Origin of the sequence: Ruoffia sp. FAM 26255, from assembly GCF_045528525.1 — a bacterium.
Lineage (GTDB): Bacteria > Bacillota > Bacilli > Lactobacillales > Aerococcaceae > Ruoffia > Ruoffia tabacinasalis.
This window is the reverse complement of record NZ_JBGQQX010000007.1, coordinates 14,993-35,113: the sequence shown is the minus strand read 5'-3', so window position 1 is coordinate 35,113 and position 20,121 is coordinate 14,993. Positions and strand designations below refer to the sequence as shown.

General features: G+C 38.3%; 20 protein-coding genes and 1 tRNA gene. 7 read left to right on the top strand and 14 right to left on the bottom strand.

All coding sequences use genetic code 11. The features are described from left to right. Positions 1 to 103: 103 nt before the first annotated feature. The 3 genes from ACEN31_RS02505 to rlmD are packed head-to-tail and all read right to left on the bottom strand — an operon-like array spanning position 104 to position 1,900. Positions 104 to 343 carry a DUF1538 family protein gene (locus ACEN31_RS02505; protein WP_218930277.1) on the bottom strand — a complete coding sequence of 80 codons (240 nt, stop codon included), beginning with the start codon at positions 341 to 343 and terminating at the stop codon, positions 104 to 106. Next, the gene (locus ACEN31_RS02500) at positions 340 to 486 is read right to left on the bottom strand and encodes a hypothetical protein (protein ID WP_407090862.1); all 147 of its coding nucleotides are present in this window, start codon (positions 484 to 486) and stop codon (positions 340 to 342) included. The genes ACEN31_RS02505 and ACEN31_RS02500 overlap by 4 nt, the downstream gene beginning before the upstream one ends. A 43-nt stretch (positions 487 to 529) precedes the next feature. Continuing rightward, positions 530 to 1,900 carry a 23S rRNA (uracil(1939)-C(5))-methyltransferase RlmD gene (gene rlmD / locus ACEN31_RS02495; RefSeq protein WP_218930278.1) on the bottom strand — a complete coding sequence of 457 codons (1,371 nt, stop codon included), beginning with the start codon at positions 1,898 to 1,900 and terminating at the stop codon, positions 530 to 532. A 182-nt stretch (positions 1,901 to 2,082) separates the two neighbouring features. Between rlmD and ACEN31_RS02490 the strand changes: the two genes are divergently transcribed. The 4 genes from ACEN31_RS02490 (at position 2,083) to ACEN31_RS02475 (ending at position 6,422) form a co-directional block, all read left to right on the top strand. Continuing rightward, positions 2,083 to 3,138: a peptidoglycan-binding protein gene (locus ACEN31_RS02490; RefSeq protein WP_407108531.1), complete on the top strand. Its 1,056-nt coding sequence runs from the start codon at positions 2,083 to 2,085 to the stop codon at positions 3,136 to 3,138. A 297-nt stretch (positions 3,139 to 3,435) separates the two neighbouring features. Then, positions 3,436 to 4,395, top strand: a complete 960-nt coding sequence (locus tag ACEN31_RS02485) for an alpha/beta hydrolase (RefSeq protein WP_407094247.1) — start codon at positions 3,436 to 3,438, stop codon at positions 4,393 to 4,395. After that, the gene (locus tag ACEN31_RS02480) at positions 4,376 to 5,767 is read left to right on the top strand and encodes an alcohol acetyltransferase (protein WP_407090311.1); all 1,392 of its coding nucleotides are present in this window, start codon (positions 4,376 to 4,378) and stop codon (positions 5,765 to 5,767) included. The genes ACEN31_RS02485 and ACEN31_RS02480 overlap by 20 nt, the downstream gene beginning before the upstream one ends. Next, positions 5,757 to 6,422 (top strand): DUF6320 domain-containing protein, encoded by a 666-nt coding sequence (locus ACEN31_RS02475; RefSeq protein WP_407094721.1) that lies wholly within the window; start codon positions 5,757 to 5,759, stop codon positions 6,420 to 6,422. The genes ACEN31_RS02480 and ACEN31_RS02475 overlap by 11 nt, the downstream gene beginning before the upstream one ends. Positions 6,423 to 6,953: 531 nt before the next feature. On the opposite strand, the gene ACEN31_RS02470 is transcribed toward ACEN31_RS02475, so the two are convergent. The 4 genes from ACEN31_RS02470 to ACEN31_RS02455 all read right to left on the bottom strand — a co-directional run bounded on the left by ACEN31_RS02470 (position 6,954) and on the right by ACEN31_RS02455 (position 9,647). Continuing rightward, on the bottom strand, positions 6,954 to 7,715 hold the full coding sequence (locus ACEN31_RS02470; RefSeq protein ID WP_407108530.1) for a LysM peptidoglycan-binding domain-containing protein: 762 nt from the start codon (positions 7,713 to 7,715) through the stop codon (positions 6,954 to 6,956). 168 nt (positions 7,716 to 7,883) lie between these two features. Continuing rightward, complete coding sequence (locus tag ACEN31_RS02465; RefSeq protein ID WP_407108528.1) at positions 7,884 to 8,966, bottom strand: glycoside hydrolase family 2 TIM barrel-domain containing protein; 1,083 nt, start codon at positions 8,964 to 8,966, stop codon at positions 7,884 to 7,886. 12 nt (positions 8,967 to 8,978) lie between these two features. Continuing rightward, positions 8,979 to 9,506, bottom strand: a complete 528-nt coding sequence (locus ACEN31_RS02460; RefSeq protein WP_407094718.1) for a sugar-binding domain-containing protein — start codon at positions 9,504 to 9,506, stop codon at positions 8,979 to 8,981. A gap of 15 nt (positions 9,507 to 9,521) precedes the next feature. Further along, entirely contained in the window at positions 9,522 to 9,647 is a 126-nt protein-coding gene (locus ACEN31_RS02455; protein WP_407094717.1) for a hypothetical protein, read from the bottom strand. Positions 9,648 to 9,825: 178 nt separating this feature from the next. Here ACEN31_RS02455 and ACEN31_RS02450 point away from each other — a divergent pair. Then, a tRNA-Leu gene (locus ACEN31_RS02450) sits at positions 9,826 to 9,908 on the top strand. Between the two features lie 64 nt (positions 9,909 to 9,972). Here the strand turns inward: ACEN31_RS02450 and ACEN31_RS02445 are convergent. Both ACEN31_RS02445 and ACEN31_RS02440 read right to left on the bottom strand, forming a co-directional pair. Continuing rightward, the gene (locus tag ACEN31_RS02445) at positions 9,973 to 12,153 is read right to left on the bottom strand and encodes a Tex family protein (protein WP_407094716.1); all 2,181 of its coding nucleotides are present in this window, start codon (positions 12,151 to 12,153) and stop codon (positions 9,973 to 9,975) included. Between the two features lie 10 nt (positions 12,154 to 12,163). Then, positions 12,164 to 12,868: a metallophosphoesterase family protein gene (locus ACEN31_RS02440; RefSeq protein WP_407094715.1), complete on the bottom strand. Its 705-nt coding sequence runs from the start codon at positions 12,866 to 12,868 to the stop codon at positions 12,164 to 12,166. Between the two features lie 218 nt (positions 12,869 to 13,086). Between ACEN31_RS02440 and ACEN31_RS02435 the strand changes: the two genes are divergently transcribed. Next, positions 13,087 to 14,550, top strand: coding sequence for an NCS2 family permease (locus tag ACEN31_RS02435; protein ID WP_407094714.1), 1,464 nt, complete (start codon positions 13,087 to 13,089; stop codon positions 14,548 to 14,550). 142 nt (positions 14,551 to 14,692) lie between these two features. Here the strand turns inward: ACEN31_RS02435 and ACEN31_RS02430 are convergent, their stop codons facing one another. After that, positions 14,693 to 15,283 carry a hypothetical protein gene (locus ACEN31_RS02430; RefSeq protein WP_407108527.1) on the bottom strand — a complete coding sequence of 197 codons (591 nt, stop codon included), beginning with the start codon at positions 15,281 to 15,283 and terminating at the stop codon, positions 14,693 to 14,695. A gap of 257 nt (positions 15,284 to 15,540) precedes the next feature. On the opposite strand from ACEN31_RS02430, the gene ACEN31_RS02425 reads away from it, so the two are divergent. After that, positions 15,541 to 15,939, top strand: a complete 399-nt coding sequence (locus ACEN31_RS02425; protein WP_407090305.1) for a hypothetical protein — start codon at positions 15,541 to 15,543, stop codon at positions 15,937 to 15,939. A gap of 111 nt (positions 15,940 to 16,050) precedes the next feature. Here the strand turns inward: ACEN31_RS02425 and ACEN31_RS02420 are convergent, their stop codons facing one another. Genes ACEN31_RS02420 through ACEN31_RS02405 form a run of 4 tightly spaced genes read right to left on the bottom strand, consistent with a single transcriptional unit; the run spans position 16,051 to position 20,114 of the window. Beyond that, positions 16,051 to 17,331 (bottom strand): ABC transporter substrate-binding protein, encoded by a 1,281-nt coding sequence (locus tag ACEN31_RS02420; RefSeq protein ID WP_138404567.1) that lies wholly within the window; start codon positions 17,329 to 17,331, stop codon positions 16,051 to 16,053. 29 nt (positions 17,332 to 17,360) lie between these two features. Next, positions 17,361 to 18,182, bottom strand: coding sequence for a carbohydrate ABC transporter permease (locus tag ACEN31_RS02415; RefSeq protein WP_138404568.1), 822 nt, complete (start codon positions 18,180 to 18,182; stop codon positions 17,361 to 17,363). Next, positions 18,179 to 19,081, bottom strand: coding sequence for a carbohydrate ABC transporter permease (locus ACEN31_RS02410; protein WP_138404569.1), 903 nt, complete (start codon positions 19,079 to 19,081; stop codon positions 18,179 to 18,181). The genes ACEN31_RS02415 and ACEN31_RS02410 overlap by 4 nt, the downstream gene beginning before the upstream one ends. Continuing rightward, positions 19,074 to 20,114 carry an ABC transporter ATP-binding protein gene (locus tag ACEN31_RS02405; RefSeq protein WP_407090303.1) on the bottom strand — a complete coding sequence of 347 codons (1,041 nt, stop codon included), beginning with the start codon at positions 20,112 to 20,114 and terminating at the stop codon, positions 19,074 to 19,076. The genes ACEN31_RS02410 and ACEN31_RS02405 overlap by 8 nt, the downstream gene beginning before the upstream one ends. Between the last annotated feature and the right edge of the window lie 7 nt (positions 20,115 to 20,121).

Genomic DNA, 20,121 nt, shown 5'->3' with positions numbered 1-20,121 from the left:
TGAAAGTGATTTTATTAAATTCAGGCGTTTAGAATAAGCAAAAGATATCTATAAATGCTTAGATAGTGGCAAAGTTATATCGTAAATTAAAGTCTTTAATAATTCAGTATACCCCGAAAGTCAACATAGCTCCTACTCCTAGGGACAGTACCATAACAAAGTTTTGTTCAGCTATAATTGAAATGAATCCTAAACCAAATATACCAATCATCGCAATCACTTTTTTCGGATGTTCAATTACGTAGTGACTGAATAAATCACCCATCTTCTCAACAATCATATCCACACCGACTAAGAACAGCGGTAAACCAATCAGTAAAAAGCGACACCAATGACAAATCATAGTATCGTTAACCAGGCTACCGGTTGCAATTTAAGCTGAATTAACATTACGACACCAACCATTGGTAGTAAGGAAGTTAACGTTTCTTTAAAGTTATCTATTAATCGACCCAGTATAAACTCTTTCTTTTTAAATGATGGCATATAAAAAAGAAGCCTGTTCACACAGACTTCTTTCAAATATAAATTATGCTTTTGTAAATAAGGCAACGGCTTCAACATGAGTCGTTTGTCCAAATAAATCAACCGGTTGGACAAATTGTAAGTCATAACCAGCATCTGCAAATAATCGTGCATCTCTCGCTTGAGTTGCTGGATTACAGCTAACATAAACAATCTTTTCAGGTTGTTGTTCAATCACTGCATCCACAAAGACTTGATCTAAACCTTTACGTGGTGGGTCCACAACGATAACATCAAAATTAATGCCTGCTTCGTTCCATTTTGGTAACCATTCTTCCGCACTTCCGACTTCGAAGGCTGCATTTTTAATGCCGTTTAACTTCGCATTTTGCTTAGCCATTTCAACGGCTTCATCCACAATATCCATCCCATACACTTGTTTCGCATGTTGAGCGAGTGATAAACCGATTGTTCCGATTCCAGAATACGCATCCAGAACAGTCTCATTCCCTTGTAAGTCCGCTGCATCAATCGCAGTTTTGTATAGAACTTCTGCTTGGGGTGTATTCACTTGGTAGAAAGATTTAGATGAGATTCTAAAAGTTAAACCTAACATCGAATCTTCAATATAAGGTTGGCCCCATAATACTAAACTTTGACGACCTAGAATGACATTCGTACGTTTCGTTTGCACGTTTTGTACAATACTTGCGATATTTGGTACTTCTTCCGCAATCGCATCGACGATGATTTCTTCGTTAGGCATCTTACGTTTATTCGTTACAAGTGTCACCATCACTTGACCGCTATAATGTCCACGTCTTACAACTACATGACGGATAATTCCTGTATGATTCTTTTCATTATAAGCAGGCACATGGAATCGTCTTAAGATATCTCTCACAATTAAGATGGCTTCATCAATTTCTTTATGTTGAATAAAGAAGTTTTCAACTGGCACTAAATCATGTGAGTTTCTTCTAAAGAAGCCTGTTTCTAGTTGGCCATTGATTTCTCTTACTGGAATTTGTGCTTTGTTACGGTATTCCCATGGATTTTCCATACCTAGTACGGGACGGATCTCTGCATCTTCAAAGTGGCCAATACGTTCGTAAGCTGATTTAACTTGTTGTTCTTTGTATGCTAATTGAGCGTCGTAGCTCATATGTTGCAGTGTCATTGTCCCGATTTGACGTCCGATAGCATCAGTCATCTCCACGCGCTCTGGACTCTCTTCAATAATTTCAAGTAAGCGTCCAAACCCGTAAGTCTTACCGACTTTCATCGCTTTGAATTTAACAACTTCGCCTGTAATCGCCCCTTCGATAAAGAATGGATAATGATCAAGTTTTACAACGCCTTGCCCTTGTGATGTTATGTCTTCGACCGTTCCGGTGAACGTGTCATTTTTCTTAAATGGTACTTTGTTTGCCATTTTTTATTTCCTCCAATTTCAATGTCTTACCCATTTTATCAAAACCTAGCCATTATTCCTAATTAGTATTAAATGAGGAAGAATTCAAGTCATTAAATTATTTTATTCGTAATGTTAAAAAATACGTGCATGTAATCACAAGACGTGCTACTATATACTCAAAGAAACAAGGGGGATTTAAAATGAAAAAGAAATCATTACTACCATTAGTGTTATTAACAGCAAGTTCGCTTGCATTAGCTATTAGTTCACCGGTGAACAATGCAACACCTTTTGCTGAGATAGTTGCCGTTCAAGCTCAAGAAACAACAACTTTAAAAGTGGCTTACTTAGCTCCTCACGGTGACAAATCATTTGCTTCTGTTGTTGTGGCAATGCAAGGTGATGTCGTTGTTGACGCACAAATCGATGAATTCCAATTTGTTGAAGGTGATCAATGGACTGGTGTTCCAAACGCAGATGCTACATTTGGTGAAGGTTTCGCTGACGGTGTAACTTTAATCAGTAAACGTGCGGACAGTGAAGGCTACTCTGCTATGATGGCTGATAAGGCTGATTCAACTGTTACTTATGAAGATAACTTAAACGCTATCGAAGACTTTGCTAAAGGCAAAACTGTTGCTGAAATCGAAGAAGGCATTACTGCTTTAAATGATTTAGGTGAAGATGGAAATGTTTCTGACGTAGTATCAGGTGCAACTTTAGCTGACTCAGCTGGTTACTTACAGGCCATTATTGACGCTGCTAACGAAGGTACTGAATTCACTGGTTCTGAAGCAGATGCTGCTAATTTAGAATTAAAACAAGCCGTAGCTGCACCGCATGGTGACCAATCATTCGCAATCGTTACTACAGCGGTTGATGGTGATACAGTTGTTGCTGCTACTTTAGACGAGTTCCAATTTGTTGAAGGTGATCAATGGTCAGGTGTTCCAAACGCGGACGCTGCATTTGGTGAAGGTATCGCTGAAGGAGTGACTTTAGTTTCTAAATTAGAAAACTCTGAAGCATACTCTCAATTAATGACAGACCATGCTGGATCAACTGTTCCATACGCAGAAAACTTACAAGCAATTACTCAATTCGCTGCTGGTAAAACTGCGGCTGAATTAGAAGAAGCGGTTGCTGAATTACAAGACTTAGGTGAAGAAGGAAATGTTGCTGATGTTGTGTCAGGTTCAACATTAGCTGACACTTCAGGTTACTTACAAGCAATTGTAGACGTAGCTAACCAATAATTATTAGCCATAAAATTAACTTCCTAATTAGACAAGCTCAGGTGAGCTTGTCTTTTTTGTTGAGAATTGTGATTTTTTGGAGGAATTATGTAGAAAGCGATACTCTGGATTCTCATAGTGTCGATTTGGTGGAATAGCGATACTTTGAGTTCCCATAGTGTCGCTTTAAACGGTAAAGTGTCGAAATTATCATTTTATAAGTCTTATAAGCATTTTTTGATCATTTTTTACTAACAACTTGACACTTCTCTTGATATACGACACACTGAAGAAAACTAAATATTATGAGGTAGTAATATGAATACTCTTAAACGTTTTGCATTAAAATTATTATCATCGCCAACGATTAATATGCATGAATCATACAAATTCGTACGGCAATTACAAAAGGTTTTTGTCACCCCTTCTAAATCCCGCTTTCAGTATTTGGATCAGAAGATTTATTCTGCAGATCAAAGTCACGAAATTCCGATTCGCATTTTTCGTCCAAAAAAATTGATGAGTAGTGACATTATATTATTCTTTCATGGTGGGGGCTGGGTTTTAGGAAATATAGATACCTATACAAAAGATTGTCGTCGTTTGGCTGATCAAATGGGGCGGATTGTCTTAGCGGTTGATTATTTAAAAGCACCTGAGAATCCTTACCCTGCTGGTTTCGAAGACTGTTATCACGTCGCTCAACTACTTTTATCACGTCCGGATTTAACGGGAATTAAAGGCGCGCGTAATATTATTATTGTTGGAAACTCAGCTGGAGGAAATTTAGCTGCTGTCGTTTCTTTACGCTTACGTAATGAAGGAAAACCTTTACCAAGTAAACAAATTTTAATTAATCCTGTGACGTATTGGCGCCACGATGAAGCGTCTCCTTTTAAAAGTGTTGAGGAGAATGGCTATGACTATGGACTCACAGCAAAGAAAATGCAGGAATATATGGAAATGTATGAACCGGACGAGGTCAAAAGACAGAATCCGTACATCGCACCGTTAATGACTGAGGATTTTAGTAATCAACCGGACACTTTAGTTATCTCATCTGAATTTGACCCTTTACGTGATGAAGGTGAAGTTTATGGCTTCATGTTGTTAGAAGCTGGGAACCAAGTGGAAATTATGCGTGCAAAAGATACTGTTCATAATTTTCTTTTTGCCCCATTAAATGAAGGTATTATTGATACAACTTATTTGTTAATCAAAGATTATTTAGAGAATCACTTGAGAAGGAGTGACATACGTGGAGAATCAGAAAGTTAATGAGCGTAAAAATTGGGTTCGCCTAGATAACGCATCAAATATCTTCTTAGCAGCGATGTCTAACCGTGATAGTAAAGTGTTTCGAATTAGTGCTGAAGTCACTGATACAGTGGACCCTGACTTGCTACAACAAGCTTTGAATAAAGTCTTTGAGCAAAATTTACTTTATCACAGTGTTTTGCGGCGCGGTTTCTTTTGGTATTACTTGGAAGAAAGTGATTTGAAGCCCAAAGTAGAGCCAGATACGAACACACCCTGTCGTCCTTTGTATTTTTTCGATCGGCGTAATTTATTATTTCGTGTCATGTACTGGAAGAAGCGCGTGAGTCTTGAGGTCTTTCACGTCTTATCTGACGGAACGGGAGCGATGTGGTTCTTTCAAGATTTAATTACCGAGTACTTGAGTTTAAAACATCCTGATTTAAAAGATGAAGACGTTGAAGTTTCGACTTATATTCATGACCAATCGAGTGAAGACAGTTTCGAGCGCCATTTTAGACGAAAGGATCAATTGAACTTTTCGAAAGCTGCCCAATCAGCTTTACGGGGAGTTACAACGGTCGGTGCTAAGGCAAAAAACTTCTTATTCCCTGCGGTTGAAAAGGAACCCAAACCGAGTCGAAAAGTCTATCACTACAAAGGAACTTACACGTCAGATTACCGTCCGCGCGTCGTTGAATTGGAAATGCCAGTCAAAGATATTTTGAAAAAAGCGAAAGCGATGAATGTTTCTTTAACAGTTTATCTGACTGCAGTTTTTATGGAATCGATTCGTAAAGCCGAACCGAATTTCCAAGGGGATGAGACGATGGCCGTTTCTGTGCCAGTGAATTTGCGTCAGTTCTTCCCTTCTGATTCCGCGCGAAATTTCTTTGCGGTGACACGGTTGGAATATAAATATAAGAAGAATGGTGACAATTCTTTAAAAGCAATTTCTCAGGAATTAAAAAATCAGCTAGATCCGCAACTAGAGAAAGATTCTTTAGAAAGTTGGCTTAGTCAGCTAATTCAATATGAGTACCATCCTTTAAGTCGGATTATTTTACGACCGATTAAAGATTTGGCTTTAAAATTTGCTAATTACATGAATAATCGTAAGCTCACTTTTGCGATTTCCAATCTTGGTCTAGTTAGTTTCCCTTATTTAGTTGATCAAATGATTCATCAAGTTTATTTCCATACGATTGCGGTTCGTCCGCAGTTTTGCGCAATTAGCCATAATGATGTATTGACGATAACTTTTACGTCCCCATTTATTGAAACGGATATTTACCGTCATTATGTTAGGTTCTTAAGTGACGAGAATATTCCGGTGACGATGACGGTAAACAAAGTGACTGAGGAAGAGTTGGGAGGTCGTTATGATGCGTAAGTGTCCAGAATGCCACGTGAGCGTGAAAGGTGATTGGGATAAATGCCCTCTTTGTGAGGCGCCTCTTGATAGTAATATTCCAGTCACATCCAGTTCAATGCCAGATGTGCCCTTGCAATTTAATCGCCGTTTCATTACTCAATTTTTGATGGCTTTCTCTTTAATTGTTGTGGCAGTTATTCTTGGGATTGGCTTACTCTATCACGGTCGCATCCAATTATTTCAAGGGGCAGCCTTTGGAATAATTACAATGTGGTTGGCAGTGCTGACCTTGATTCGCAAGCGTCGTAACATTGCCAAAAGCTTACTTTATTTATTAATCATCTTGTCCCTCATGTGCGTTTACTTAGATTACACTATTGGTTGGTCAGCTTGGTCGCTAACTTATGCAGTTCCTATCATATGTAGCTCGACTTTAATTAGTATGATCATCACCGCAATAATGACCCGCATGAAACCAGGTGATTATGTTCTATACTGGGCTGCCGTAGCTATCTTAAGTTTAGTGCCAATGATATTCCTTTTAATCGGTTGGATTCAATTTCAAACCCCTTCCTTGATTTCCTTTGGCTTTGGTTTAATTGTGTTGATTTATATGCTAGTGACAAAAGGCCAAGTGATTTGGGGAGAGATCAAGAAACGAACATTTATATAAAATGCGATTGGCATCGACTTCGGTCGGTGCTATTTGTTTGGATTGGAGTTGAAAGTTTAACTGGACTTGTCATTGATGTCAGGGGAAATTGGACGACTAACGGGACTTGTCACTATATGACAAGGGAAATTAAACGGCTAACGGGACGGGTCACATAATGACAGGGGAAATTAAACGACTAACGGGACGGGTCACATAATGACACGAGATATTGAACGCCTAACTGGACAGGTCACACAATGACAAGGGATATTGAACGCCTAACTGGACAGGTCACACAATGACAAGGGAAATTGGACAGCTAACTGGACACGTCATCACATGACAAGGGAAATTAAACGACTAACGGGACGGGTCACATAATGACACGGGATATTGGACGGCTAACGGGACAGGTCACATAATGACACGGGATATTGGACGGCTAACGGGACAGGTCACCGAATGACAGGAGAAATTAAATCCCCGCACCCCACTTCCAGCACAAAAAAAACGCCAATCACCGAAGTGGTTGGCGCTGTTCAATCTATATTATGGTTGTGACACTCTTAAGTAAGTGCCGATATAGATTAAGTCTGATGTTAAGTTATTCCATGCTTTTAATTGATTGACTGAAGTTCCGTAGCGGTAAGCTAAGTTAAATAATGTGTCGCCGGGCTGTACTCGGTGAACGGTTCCTTGTGATGGCGGTTGATTATCGCCACCTCTAATATTTAAGCGCATGCCGATGGCTAAGAAATCAGATGACAGATTGTTCCATGACTTCAATTGGTTAACCGTTACGCCGTAACGATTCGCAATGCTCCATAATGTATCTCCTGATCTGACTGTATAAGTTAATCCTTCAGATGGAGGTGGTGTTGTACCTTGATCAGCTACAACCAGTCGCATGCCAATGTATAAGAAATCAGATGACAGATTGTTCCATGATTTTATCTGATTGACTGTTACACCATAAGTGTTAGCGATACGCCATAAAGTATCTCCAGCTCTTACTGTATAAACTGAGCCTGTTGGCGGTGGTGTTTCAGCGTCTGTGACGATTTTCAATTGTTGACCAATTTGTAATAAGTCAGTTGTTAAATGGTTCCATAATCTTAATTCGTTAGCTGTTACGCCGTAGTCGTTTGCGATTTTGTTGAGGTATTCACCTGGTCTAACCGTATGAGTAATCACTGTGCTTGTACTGTAGTCTGCGTCTGCTTGGGCCAAGACGGTTCCAACGCTTGTGTTCATTGCGCCAGCAAGTGTCAATATTGCTAATGGAACCATTAATAATTTTACCTTTCTCATCGTTCCCACCTCTTTCAATATCAAACTTAAATTCTCTCTTCCTTTAATTTAACTTTACCACTAAAGCGCTTACATTACAATCTCATAGCCTTTTTTACACAGTTTTATAACACAAAATTCACACATTAGAAAAAGCACCCTAAACTAATAGGATGCTTCGTTTAAAATTCATTTAATATTTTCCCAGCGTTCTTTTAATTTATAAGCGACGCGTTTTGGTTGGCGTTGACGTGTGAATACACCTTTTTTATTTCCGTTCACTCGCATAAGGCCTTCAACAGTTTGGAAATCAGCAAAGACGCGGTGATACATATCTAAGTATTCATCCTCGTATTGCTGTGCCCACATCACTGATGGAAGTTTTGATTCACCGATGTAATTATCTGTACCGTATTCAGTAAAGATCATTGGTTTATTTAAATCGAGTTCTACCCAAGCATCCATCTCATCACGGAATAGGCGTTCAGCATCTTCAAAGTCTGACCCACCTTTAACATACCAACCGTAGTAACGGTTCAGGCTTAGGAAATCAGCGTGGTGATAACATTTACATGCATCTGGAGTTGAGTACATAACTAAAGCAAATGTACGTGGACGTTGTTGCGGATCATATTTGTGAGCTGCTTCAAATAATGGCCCGAAATATTCATTCGCTGCTTCTGTTGTTGTACTTGGCTCATTCAGTAAGCTCCATGCAAAGACACTTGGGTGATTTTTATCACGTAAAATCAAGTCATGAATATCTTCAATATGGTTCTTTTGCAATTCATCTAGATTTGGATGAGCTTCAAAGAAGTCAATATCTGTACCTTGAGAAGCTGCTAAGAAGTTTACGATACTTTCTAAGAAACCAACAGCTGCTACTTCGTCAATAATCAAGAAACCTTCACGGTCAGCCATTTGATAAACTTCTTCAGCATAAGGATAGTGTGAAGTTCTGAATGAATTCGCTCCAGACCATTTCATTAATTCGAAATCGCGCTTATTCATTGGGTAGCTAAAGCCACGTCCGATAATGTCTGCATCTTCGTGCTTACCATAACCTTTTAGATACGTTTCTTCTCCATTAATTAATATCTTCTCGCCTTGAATTTCAACAGTTCTAATTCCAATAGCTTGTTCATACTCGTCAATGATTGCATCGCTGTCTTGAACTTTAATGACAAAACGATATAAGTAGCTGTCTAAAACTTTCCACAATGTAGGATCGTTGACAGTTAATTTTCCTTCACTGCCACTCGCTTCAGTCACTAATTGGTCATCTTAATCATAAAGTTCAACACTGATTTGACCTGCTGCATTATCTGAAGTCGTTATTTTATAGTCGATAAATGCTTGATTGTCAGCCAATTCATACGTCAGGTCAAAGTCTAAGATGCGCGTCTTAGGAACAGTAACTAAATGAACACTTCTTTGAAGTCCCGCATAGTTAAAAAAATCAAAGAATGGTTTCGTAATGCGGCGTCCACTAACAAGTGTTTCAGTGACCCCTGCTGGAAGCGTCGTTCTTGAAAGAATGTTATTCATCTTAACGACTACTATATTTTTCGCATTGAACTTCACTGCTTTGGAAACATTGAGTTCAAATGGTAAGAAACCGCCTCGGTGTTCCCCAACACTCACTCCATTAACAAAGACTTCTGCATGATGCGTGGCGCTCCCAAAGCGCAATAGGATATCTGAATCTGCCTCTTCTTTGGCATAAAATTCTGTTTGATACCAGAAAGTCCCTGTGTAGTCGCGTGATTCTTTGTCTGTAAAAAAATCATTGAAACTTGCTGGAACAGGCATATCAATCGTTTCTGATTAACCGTCCTTCCATCCTTGTTGGTCCCCTTCATCTTGCGGGTCAAATTTGAATTGCCATAAACCGTCTAAACTTTCTCTATGGCGCTTAATGTTATTAATTGGATATAATAGTGATTTTTGCATCATATACTTCCTTTCTAAATTTAATAACTTACACTATGATTATATCAAAACCATGACTTTACTCAATTATAAAAACTCTTTAACAGATTTATATACTCTATTCTCTTCACTATGAAATATTGAATCTAAACCACGTTTGTGCTATTATAAATCTTGTACTTTAATTTAAGGAAAACACGCGATCGTGGCGGAATGGCAGACGCGCTAGCTTGAGGGGCTAGTGTCCTTAAGGATGTGTGGGTTCAAATCCCATCGATCGCATCATAAACTCAGTATATAAAAGAAACACGGTGACTTCGTTAGAAGCAACCGTGTTTTTTTGTCTTTACTCTTTATTAAAAATTCTCTTTAACCCAATGCGGCCTTTTTGACGGTCTAAAGAAATCACTTCAACTTCAATAATATCTCCGACAGAAACGGCATCAGACGGATGTTTGATGAATTTTTTAGAGAGTTTGGAGATGTGTACTAAACCATCTTGTTTTACTCCAATATCAACGAAAGCACCAAAGTCGACCACGTTACGCACGACTCCTTGCAGTTGCATCCCCTCATCCAAATCTTCCATTGATAAGACGTCCGCACGAAGGACTGGCGCATCTTGCCCGTCACGTACATCTGCTGTTGGATGCATTAACCCATCTAAAATATCTGAGATAGATTCTTCACCTAAGTCGTATTGGGTTGCTAAGTCACTGGCTTTGAGTGATTTTAGTGTTTCAATCGCCTCTTCAGAACCAATATCATTTACGTTAACATTTGCCTGATTTAAAATATCTAAAGCCACTTTATAACTCTCCGGGTGAATACTCGTTTGGTCTAATGGATTTTCCCCGCCTAAGATACGCATGAAACCTACGGCTTGTTCATAAGTTTTAGGACCTAAACGTTTGACATCTTTAATTTGTTCACGACTTGAGAAGTGACCTATTTCGTCACGAAGTGCAATCACATTCTTAGCTGTGGCTGCAGTCAAGCCTGAAACGTGCTCCAATAATTGGATACTAGCAGTATTCAAATCGACTCCAACCTGGTTAACGGTAATGTTGACCACAAAGTCTAATTGTTGCGTTAAATCTTTTTGACTCACATCATGTTGGTATTGACCTACCCCCATAGATTTAGGATCAATTTTAATTAATTCAGCAATCGGATCTTGTAAACGACGAGCAATTGAAACCGCACTACGTTCTTCAACTTGGAAGTCTGGGAACTCTTTACGGGCAATGGCACTCGCACTGTATACCGAAGCACCCGCTTCATTAATCACGATAAATTGTGTGTCCAAGTTATGTTCTTTAATTAGATTTGAAACAAATTGTTCAGACTCACGACTAGCTGTCCCATTACCGATCGCAATGATATCCACATCGTGTTTACGGATAAATTCTAATAACTCGCCTTTAGCTGCTTGACGTTTAGGGCCTGCTGCAGGTTTATGTGGATAAATAACACCTTTATCCAATACTCGACCTGTTTCATTGATGATAGCTAATTTACACCCCGTACGGTATGCGGGGTCAAAGCCCATGACAACACGTCCTTTTAAAGGTGGTTGTAGTAAGAGGTTACGTAAGTTCTCACCGAAGACTTTAATCGCTTGTTGACTGGCCTCTTCCGTTGCTTCACTCCGCATCTCACGTTCAATGGCTGGTCCAATGAAGCGTTTATAAGCGTCTTCAACAGCCAATTGAACTAACTCTTTCTTGTCTTCATTTAACTCTTTAGGAATGAATCGATTCGACATATATTTAATAACTGGTTCAGTATCAACTTGAATTTTCACTGTGATGACGCCTTCTTTTTCTGCACGATTAATTGCAAGCGTACGGTGAGACATCAATGCCGTTAACGATTCGCTAAATTCATAATATTGTTGATACACTTTATTCTCATCTTTGTCTTCATCTTTAAGTGTAGTTGCGATTTTAGCATTATAGCGCGTGTATTTACGAATAAATTCACGGAACTGTGCGTTATCAGACACTTCTTGAGCTAAGATTTCATGTGCACCTGCTAACGCATCTTGTGCGGTTGGCACTTCATCGTTGATATATTTTTCTGCTTCTGCTTCTGGAATTGCATCCGTTGCTTCAACTGATAATAACCACTCGGCTAATGGTTCTAGGCCATTTTCCTTCGCTGTCATCGCTTTTGTACGGCGACTTTGTTTGAACGGACGGTAAATGTCTTCGACTTGTTGTAAGGTTGAAGATTTCATAACATTTCGTTCAATCTCATCGGTTAATTTTTCTTGTTCAGCAATTAAGCGAACGACTTCTTCTTTTCGCTCGCCCAATTGTTTCGCATAAGTATATTTTTGTTCGATATCGTGAATTTGAACTTCATCCAGTGATCCAGTTACTTCTTTACGGTAACGCGCAATAAATGGAATCGTATTCCCTTCACTTAATAAATTCAGTACCGCTTGGATTTGCTTGGAACTAATTTTTGTTTCTTGATTAATTTGTTTAATTAAATCTGCTGTATCAATAACTGTTGCCATTAAAAATCTCCTATCTTAATACTACGACATCCTTCACTTCTTCTCGATCAATGCGTAAAGCAATTAAGCTTCCGCCATAAACATTCCCACCATCGATACCCCATTTGCCATCACGTTGCCAAGGTTCGACGGATTCATGCAATGTTTGAACAGGTGTATGGCCGAAGATGATGTTGCGACCGGTCGTATTTTTTTCATAATGAAACCCTTCTCGAATCCATAAGAAATCATGCAAAGAAGTGTAACGCCAATCTGATTTAGTAAAGTCTACTCCTGCATGGACAATAATATGATTACCAAAAGTTGTGTAATAAACTAAACTTTCCAGCCATTCTATCAACCACGGTTCTTTCTCAAGGAGCTTCTCCACTACTTCCTCCGGTGCTTGTGCTTCAACGTCTTCGATTTGGATTTGTAGTAATTGGGAAATTGTTGTTGCACCACCATTTTTCTTATAAAGTTTCCATTCTTTTCGTGGTTCAAGTAAGTAATTCAAGAAAAGTTGTTCATGATTGCCTCGTAAAAGGATTGCATTATGCTCTTTTTGTAAAATTCTTACGATCTTTAACACAGAGTCCGAATTGGGTCCGCGATCAATATAATCGCCGACTAATATTAGTTGCTCTTCATCCCGGCGCCAATGAGATAACATGACCTCTAACGAATGATACATGCCATGGATATCGCCGATTACAAAAGCTTTTTCTTTTGTCATACTAAGTCACCTTCTTCCTACATATAATAGATTATATCATAATTGCCAACGAGTATATAATGAGCTACATATGTTGTGAATATTATTTTAGATGGGTTTTTATCAAAAACACGAACGTTCATCTCTGAATATATACGAATCGTTTGTTTCGGTCTAGGCATTTCAGAAGTCCGTTGTTATACTTACTAGCGTAATAAACATCTTTTAGGAGGAAGAAAATGAACGCTTTAAATCGTTTTTTTAAGTTGGAAGAACACAACACAACCGTTTCTACAGAAATTGTTGCGGGAATTACAACTTTCTTAGCAATGTCTTACATTATATTTGTAAACCCTAGTATCTTAGCATTATCTGGCATGCCTTCTCAGGCAGTGTTTCTAGCGACATTATTTGCATCAGCTATCTCGACATTATTTATTGGATTATTTGCAAATGTCCCTTATGCACTTGCACCGGGTATGGGTCTGAATGCATTCTTTACATATACAGTTGTCTTTGCTTTAGGCTTTACTTGGCAAGAAGCTTTATCCATGGTATTCATCTGTGGGATAATTAACGTATTAATCACAGTAACTAAAGTTCGTAAGATGTTAATCCTTGCGATCCCAGAATTTTTACAACATGCAATCTCAGCCGGTATCGGAGTATTTATTGGTTACCTTGGTATTAAAAATGCTGGTTTGTTACAGTTCACTTCAGATGCATCAAATATCGTCTCTGTGAATGGTCAAGCGGGCGGGACTGAAATTAACGGTGTCGTTGAATCAGTTGTCACAAGTGGTGGAATTTTACCTGAGTTAGTTGACTTAACTCAACCAACGGTTCTTGTTGTTATTATTGGATTATTCATTACAATTGCTTTAATGATTTTAAATGTTCAAGGTGCAATTTTAATTGGTATTATTGCGACAACTTTATTAGCGATGGTATTTGGCTTAGTTGATCTATCAACGATTGATTTCTCTGAAAATACTTTAGCGGATGCTTTTGTTGAATTGAAAGATACTTTCTTAGTCATCTTTTCATCAGCCGGCTTACCTTCCCTATTCTCTAATCTGTCAAAACTACCAGTCGTTATTATGACAATCTTTGCATTCAGTTTGGCGGATGTCTTCGATACAATTGGTACATTCATTGGAACAGGTCGTCGTACAGGAATCTTTACAGATAAAGATATTCAAGAATTAGAAGATTCAACAGGAATTACTTCAAAAATGGACCGCGCATTATTCGCCGATTCAATTGGTACTGTCTTTGGTGCGATGTTTGGTACTTCTAATACAACGACTTTCGTTGAGTCAGCTGCAGGTATCGGAGCTGGAGGTCGTACAGGATTAACTTCAGTTTCAACCGCTATATGCTTTATCTTAGCAGCATTTTTAGCACCAGTTATAAGTATTGTTCCGACAGCAGCAACGGCACCAGCTTTAATTATTGTTGGTATCTTAATGGTTTCAAGTTTTGCTGATATTGAATGGTCTGATTTCTCAGTCGCTGTTCCAGCCTTCTTCACTTCTGTCTTCATGGGACTGGCATATTCAATTTCTAATGGGATTGCAGCAGGTTTCATTACATATGGACTTGTAAAGATTGTTAAAGGCGAAGCGAAAGAGGTTCACCCTATCTTATGGATTTCAATGGGTCTATTCATCCTAAACTTTATCGTTATGGCGTCATTCTAATTGAATTACCCTTCTATATACTTTACCTCTGTAGAGCATTTAACCGTGCTTTACAGGGGTATTTTAGTTTTAAAAAATAATCTTGACACACAAAAAACTCCGGACACAGACTTTCTCTGTTCCGGAGTTTAATATTATTACTTCACGTAGTTTTAGAGTTTGTAATTGCGACTAACCATGACGCACCGCCAACAACTCCTAAGATTGTCATTACGATCCTAGCCGTATTGCAACCACCACTTACATCCACAATCCCTGCAACCGCTAATGAACCAATCGCCATACCTAATTTTTGAGCTGATTGACCATAACCATAGGCATTAGAATACTCTTTTGCTGGAAAGAGTGAATCTGTTAGTAATGGCTTTACTTTAGCCAATAAATAATGAAAAGATTTAGACATATAAATATTTTGAGAAACATTGTAACTTACAAGTCCGATAATAGACGATATAATACCCATTAAATAAGTCTTATTAAAATGTGAACCTGATAAATTTTTTGAAACGATAGATGAAACAAAAATCCCAATTCCTAGAACAACCACATTATTAATTGCTAAGGCACTGTTACTGATTCCCAATTCTGTTGCAACCGATGTTTGGAATATATTGGCTAGAGCGACTGCTGAAAGACCTAGTAACGAAATATTGGTTAAAATCGCAATGACGATCCACCAACCGTAGAACATTTTCTCGTTTTTTAATTCATCATACGATTTTTTTACAATCATAGCAGAAAACCCCTAATTCAGAACACTTTTTTCACATTTTTTATAAAAAAGCCATCATTATGGCTTTTATGTAATTTATTTGCTATCAAGTTACATCAGTGTTTATTTATAAATTGGTGATATAAGTCTGATATCTATCGGCGCATGATAGATAAAGGTAGCTGTCTGGGACACCTATAATATGCTTAATTTGAAGAATACCGTTAATTTAAATTAGCTGTAACTAATAAGGATTCCTTTTGTAACTTAAGACAAATGTGAGTGCCGTTTGGCTTGAGCTAGGTCAACTAAAGACAAATGGCGTTACTGTTTGGCTTGAGTTAGGTCAACTAAAGACAAATGGACTTGCCGTTTGGCTTGAGCTAGGTCAACTAAAGACAAATGGCGTTACCGTTTGGCTTGAGTTACCTCAACTAAAGACGAATGGACTTACCGTTTGGCTTGAGTTAGCCCATCTAAAGACGAATGGCGTTACCGTTTGGCTTGAGTTAGGTCAACTAAAGACAAATGGACTTGCCGTTTGGCTTGAGCTAGGTCAACTAAAGACAAATGGCGTTACCGTTTGGCTTGAGTTACCTCAACTAAAGACGAATGGACTTATCGTTTGGCTTGAGTTAGCCCATCTAAAGACGAATGGAGTTATCATTTGTCGCTAGTTTAATCTGAATCGCACAAATATTTAAGATTCACAATCCTAAAAGCAAAAAACACCCACTAAAATTTCAGTGAGTGTATTTGTTATCTATTCTATTGTTGCGGATAGTAGATTACTCTACTCCAAGATGTCCTTTAACTAAGTCTTCGATTCCTTGCATTTCAGCTTGAACGTCAGCGTCGTTAATCATAATATTTTCTAAAGCTAATTCGATTTCACTGAATACTTCTGAAGATCCTACATAAGGAACTTGTGATTGACCGTAGTCTAACTCTGCTGATGCTGCTTCTACAAGTGGGTTTTCAGCTAAGTAGTCTTGCCATAAGTCAGAATCTAATCCTGCTTGAGTGATTGGTAAGTAACCAGTTCCAATTGCCCATTTAGCTGTATTTTCACCTTCTAATAAGTAAGCTAAGAATGCAGCTGCACCAGCGCGTTCTTCTTCTGAAGCTGATTCAAATAAGCCTAAATCATTACCAGCGAATAAAGTTAAGTTTTCACCATCGTTGAATACTGGAATTTCAGCTGTAGTCATGTTAATTCCATTTTCTTCAATTCCTGGTAATACGTGTGCTAAACCAGCTGAAGATCCGATGTATAATGCACTTGCACCTTGTGAGAATGGACCTGACATGAATCCGTCTTCTCCAGCTTGACGTGCATGTCCATTAGTAATTAAATCTTTAATGAATTGTACAGGTTCAGTGGCAGTTTCTGAAGCAATTTCAACTTCTGTTAAATCATCAGAAATCCAAGTTGCACCATTTTGACGAGCCATTGTTTCAACTTCCATTGAGATAGAGTTTTCTAATCCCATTGCTTCTTCTTCTAAACCAGCTTCGTCAAGAGCTTCACCTAAAGCTTGAACTTCAGCCCAAGTTGTTGGAATTTCAGCTTCAACTTCGTCTAATAAATCTTGGTTAACAAACATTAAACGAACTGATTTTGAGAATGGCATTGCATAGATTCCATCATCATAAGTAACACCAGTCATGAACCCTTCAAAGATTCCGTCTTTTAACTCGTCCGTCCAACCATTTTCTTCTGTTAAGTAAGCGTCTAATGGCGTTAATAAACCTTGATCACGGTAATCAGGTGTATTTGAGTTTGTTAATTGAGACATTGTTGGTAAGTCACCAGACACACCAGATGCCATAATACTTTGTTGTAAAGTACTGTAGTCACCTTGGTTTTGTTCAACAACAACATATTGGTCTTGTGAACCGTTGAATCCTTCAACTAATTCAGTGATCATGTCTTGGTGAGGACCGTTCATTGCGTGCCAGAAAGTAATTTCTACTGGCTCTTCTTGTGCTTGGGCAGTGAATGGTGCAAATGCACTTACTGATACTGATGCCGCTAAAGCAGCAACTGATAATTTAAATTTCTTCATTAAATAATTCCCTCCTGAGGATATATTGACTAACCTTTTAGTCCAGAGTTTGAGATACCTTGAATAATGTAACGTTGCAACAATAGATAGATGATAACCATAGGAACAATAACAATCGTTGAGGCAGCCATTAATAACTCAAATTTCGTACCCGCTTCTGTTGTAAATGCTTGAAGTCCGACAGGTAATGTACGTAGACTAGTATCATTTGTAACAATCAGTGGCCACATGAATGAGTTCCAGCTTCCGATAACCTTCAATATCATCACCGCGACAATCGATGATTGAGATAGTGGTACCATCATTTCCCAAAGGAAACGCCAGTCACTACTTCCATCCACTTTAGCAGAATAATATAAAGCATCTGGGATCGATTCAAACGACTGCTTTAGAGTAAAGATCGAGAATACACTCGCTAACCATGGAATGATTAATGCCCAATAAGTATTAATTAAATCCCAATTTGCTAAAGTAACAAAGTTCGGGATGGTCATCAATTCACCTGGGACCATCATCGTAGCTAACAATATTATAAATATTAAATCTTTACCCCAAAATTTAAGTTTAGCAAAGGCAAAAGCTGCCAATATGCTAGTAAATAATTCACCCGCAGTGGAAGCCACCGTGACAATCACACTGTTTACGAAATAACGAGCGAACGGCGCTGCTTCGAGCGCTTCTTCATAGTTTGAAAACAACCAATTGCTTGGTAAAAGAGTCGGTGGAATCGCAATCGCTTCTCCAGCTGACTTCAAACTGGTTGACACCATCCAGAAGAATGGTAACACCATCAAGATACCACCTAGAAAAAGTACTAAATAAATTGAAAATAATTGTAAGAATTTTTTCATGCTTGCCCACCTCGCTTCTCAAAATACCGATTACCAAGGTATTGAATGATTGTTATCACAAGTACAATTAAGAATAAGACAATTCCAGATGCCGCAGCGACACCATAGTCGAATTGTTCGTAGAATTTTCTAAATAGATAGTAAACAACGGTCGTTGCTGAGCCTGCCGGTCCAGGTCGTCCATTGAATAAAGCAAAGACTTCATCAAACACTTTAAATGAATTAATCGTTCCAACGACTGACAATAAGAACAATGTCGGTCTTAAGAGTGGAATAGTAATGTTTGTAAATCTTGCCCAAACTCCTGCCCCATCAACTTTAGCGGCGCGATAATAATTATCACTAATATTATTTAATCCAACTAATAGAAGCAGGATGTTAAAACCTAACCCCTTCCAAATCGCCATGATAATGACGGCTATCATCGCGTTATCAGGATCTCCTAGCCAGTTGATGGCATCAACACCAAAGAGTCCTAAGATATAGTTAATTAAGCCATATCTAGAGTGGTAAAGCCAACTCCAAACTACTGAAATCGCAACCGTACTCGTTACAAAAGGTAAGAAGTAAACAGAACGGAAGAAGCCTTGGAATTTAGGAATTGAATTCAGTAATACAGCTACAAACAAAGATATAGTAATCGATGCAGGTACTACACCAATAACATAAATTGCTGTGTTCTTTAAAGCTTTGAAGAACTCAGGGTCAGTGAGTAACTCTTGATAATTATCCATCCCACGAGCATTAATCTCACCCGAAAAGATATTAAAGTCTGTATAAAAACTCATATCAATCGATTTAAAGATTGGATAAATCGTAAAAATACCAATAAAAATAATGGCTGGTGCTAAATAAAGTAAAGAGACTAAAGTACTTTTTACTGTTGCCTTCTTATTCATCTTTATCCCTGCTTTCCAGGCGATTCCCTTCTATGTCGAAGTATAAAGTGTTTGCTTCATCGGCATTAAAGTAAATTGTATCGCCAACATTTAAGCCTTCAGTATCGACATCAGAAACAATGAATTTCTCACTGTCATTATTTAAATGAACTGTGATGTCTTTACCTACACGTTCGATACGTTCAACTGTTGCACTTAATAAGTGTGATTCCTCATTAGCTACAACTAGATGTTCTGGACGAACTCCAAAGTGGAACCAGTCTTTATTATAGAATGAGTGTTTTTTATTGATAGAACGCGATTCTTTTGTAAAAATATTAATAATTGGCGACCCAATAAATTTCGCAATAAATAAGTTTTTAGGGTCTTCATATAAAGTAACAGGATCTGTCATTTGTTGAATTTCCCCATCGTCTAGGACCATAACGTGGTCTGCGATACTTAAAGCTTCTTCTTGGTCATGGGTTACAAACACGGTTGTAACACCCGTTTCTTTTTGAATACGTCGAATTTCTTCACGCATTTCAATACGCAAACGCGCATCCAAGTTACTTAATGGCTCATCCATTAATAGAATTGACGGTGATTTCGCTAAGGCACGACTAATCGCTACCCTTTGTTGTTGACCACCGGATAATTGACGTGGGTATTTATCTAGTTGATCGCCGATCTTAGTTAACTCCGCCATTTCAGTGGCGATGCGACGGCGTTCCTTTTTACTCACTTTAGCCATTTTTAAAGGGAACATAATATTCTCTAAGACGGTTAAATGTGGATAAAGCGCATAGTTTTGGAATACTAAACCCACACCCCGTTTAACTGGGTCTAAATTCGTTACTTCTTTATCATCAAAGAAGATTTTTCCTTCCGTTGCATCTAACAAACCAGATATGAGATACAATGTTGTTGATTTCCCACTACCACTTGGGCCTAAAAATGAAATTAATTCGCTACTAGGTAGAGTGAAATTAATACGGTCTAATACTGTCTTATCTCCAAATTTCAGTGTCACGTCTTCAAATCTTACTTGCATACTTACA

Excerpts from the sequence above, each read along its gene's own strand:
- ACEN31_RS02415 (WP_138404568.1), bottom strand. The coding sequence starts at position 18,182 with ATGAAAAAATTCTTACAATTATTTTCAATTTATTTAGTACTTTTTCTA.
- ACEN31_RS02405 (WP_407090303.1), bottom strand. The coding sequence starts at position 20,114 with ATGCAAGTAAGATTTGAAGACGTGACACTGAAATTTGGAGATAAGACA.
- ACEN31_RS02435 (WP_407094714.1), top strand. The coding sequence starts at position 13,087 with ATGAACGCTTTAAATCGTTTTTTTAAGTTGGAAGAACACAACACAACC.
- ACEN31_RS02460 (WP_407094718.1), bottom strand. The coding sequence starts at position 9,506 with ATGCCTGTTCCAGCAAGTTTCAATGATTTTTTTACAGACAAAGAATCA.
- ACEN31_RS02470 (WP_407108530.1), bottom strand. The coding sequence starts at position 7,715 with ATGAGAAAGGTAAAATTATTAATGGTTCCATTAGCAATATTGACACTT.
- ACEN31_RS02430 (WP_407108527.1), bottom strand. The coding sequence starts at position 15,283 with ATGATTGTAAAAAAATCGTATGATGAATTAAAAAACGAGAAAATGTTC.
- ACEN31_RS02440 (WP_407094715.1), bottom strand. The coding sequence starts at position 12,868 with ATGACAAAAGAAAAAGCTTTTGTAATCGGCGATATCCATGGCATGTAT.
- ACEN31_RS02505 (WP_218930277.1), bottom strand. The coding sequence starts at position 343 with ATGATTTGTCATTGGTGTCGCTTTTTACTGATTGGTTTACCGCTGTTC.
- rlmD (WP_218930278.1), bottom strand. The coding sequence starts at position 1,900 with ATGGCAAACAAAGTACCATTTAAGAAAAATGACACGTTCACCGGAACG.
- ACEN31_RS02455 (WP_407094717.1), bottom strand. The coding sequence starts at position 9,647 with ATGCAAAAATCACTATTATATCCAATTAATAACATTAAGCGCCATAGA.
- ACEN31_RS02445 (WP_407094716.1), bottom strand. The coding sequence starts at position 12,153 with ATGGCAACAGTTATTGATACAGCAGATTTAATTAAACAAATTAATCAA.
- ACEN31_RS02500 (WP_407090862.1), bottom strand. The coding sequence starts at position 486 with ATGCCATCATTTAAAAAGAAAGAGTTTATACTGGGTCGATTAATAGAT.
- ACEN31_RS02475 (WP_407094721.1), top strand. The coding sequence starts at position 5,757 with ATGATGCGTAAGTGTCCAGAATGCCACGTGAGCGTGAAAGGTGATTGG.
- ACEN31_RS02420 (WP_138404567.1), bottom strand. The coding sequence starts at position 17,331 with ATGAAGAAATTTAAATTATCAGTTGCTGCTTTAGCGGCATCAGTATCA.
- ACEN31_RS02490 (WP_407108531.1), top strand. The coding sequence starts at position 2,083 with ATGAAAAAGAAATCATTACTACCATTAGTGTTATTAACAGCAAGTTCG.
- ACEN31_RS02410 (WP_138404569.1), bottom strand. The coding sequence starts at position 19,081 with ATGAATAAGAAGGCAACAGTAAAAAGTACTTTAGTCTCTTTACTTTAT.
- ACEN31_RS02485 (WP_407094247.1), top strand. The coding sequence starts at position 3,436 with ATGAATACTCTTAAACGTTTTGCATTAAAATTATTATCATCGCCAACG.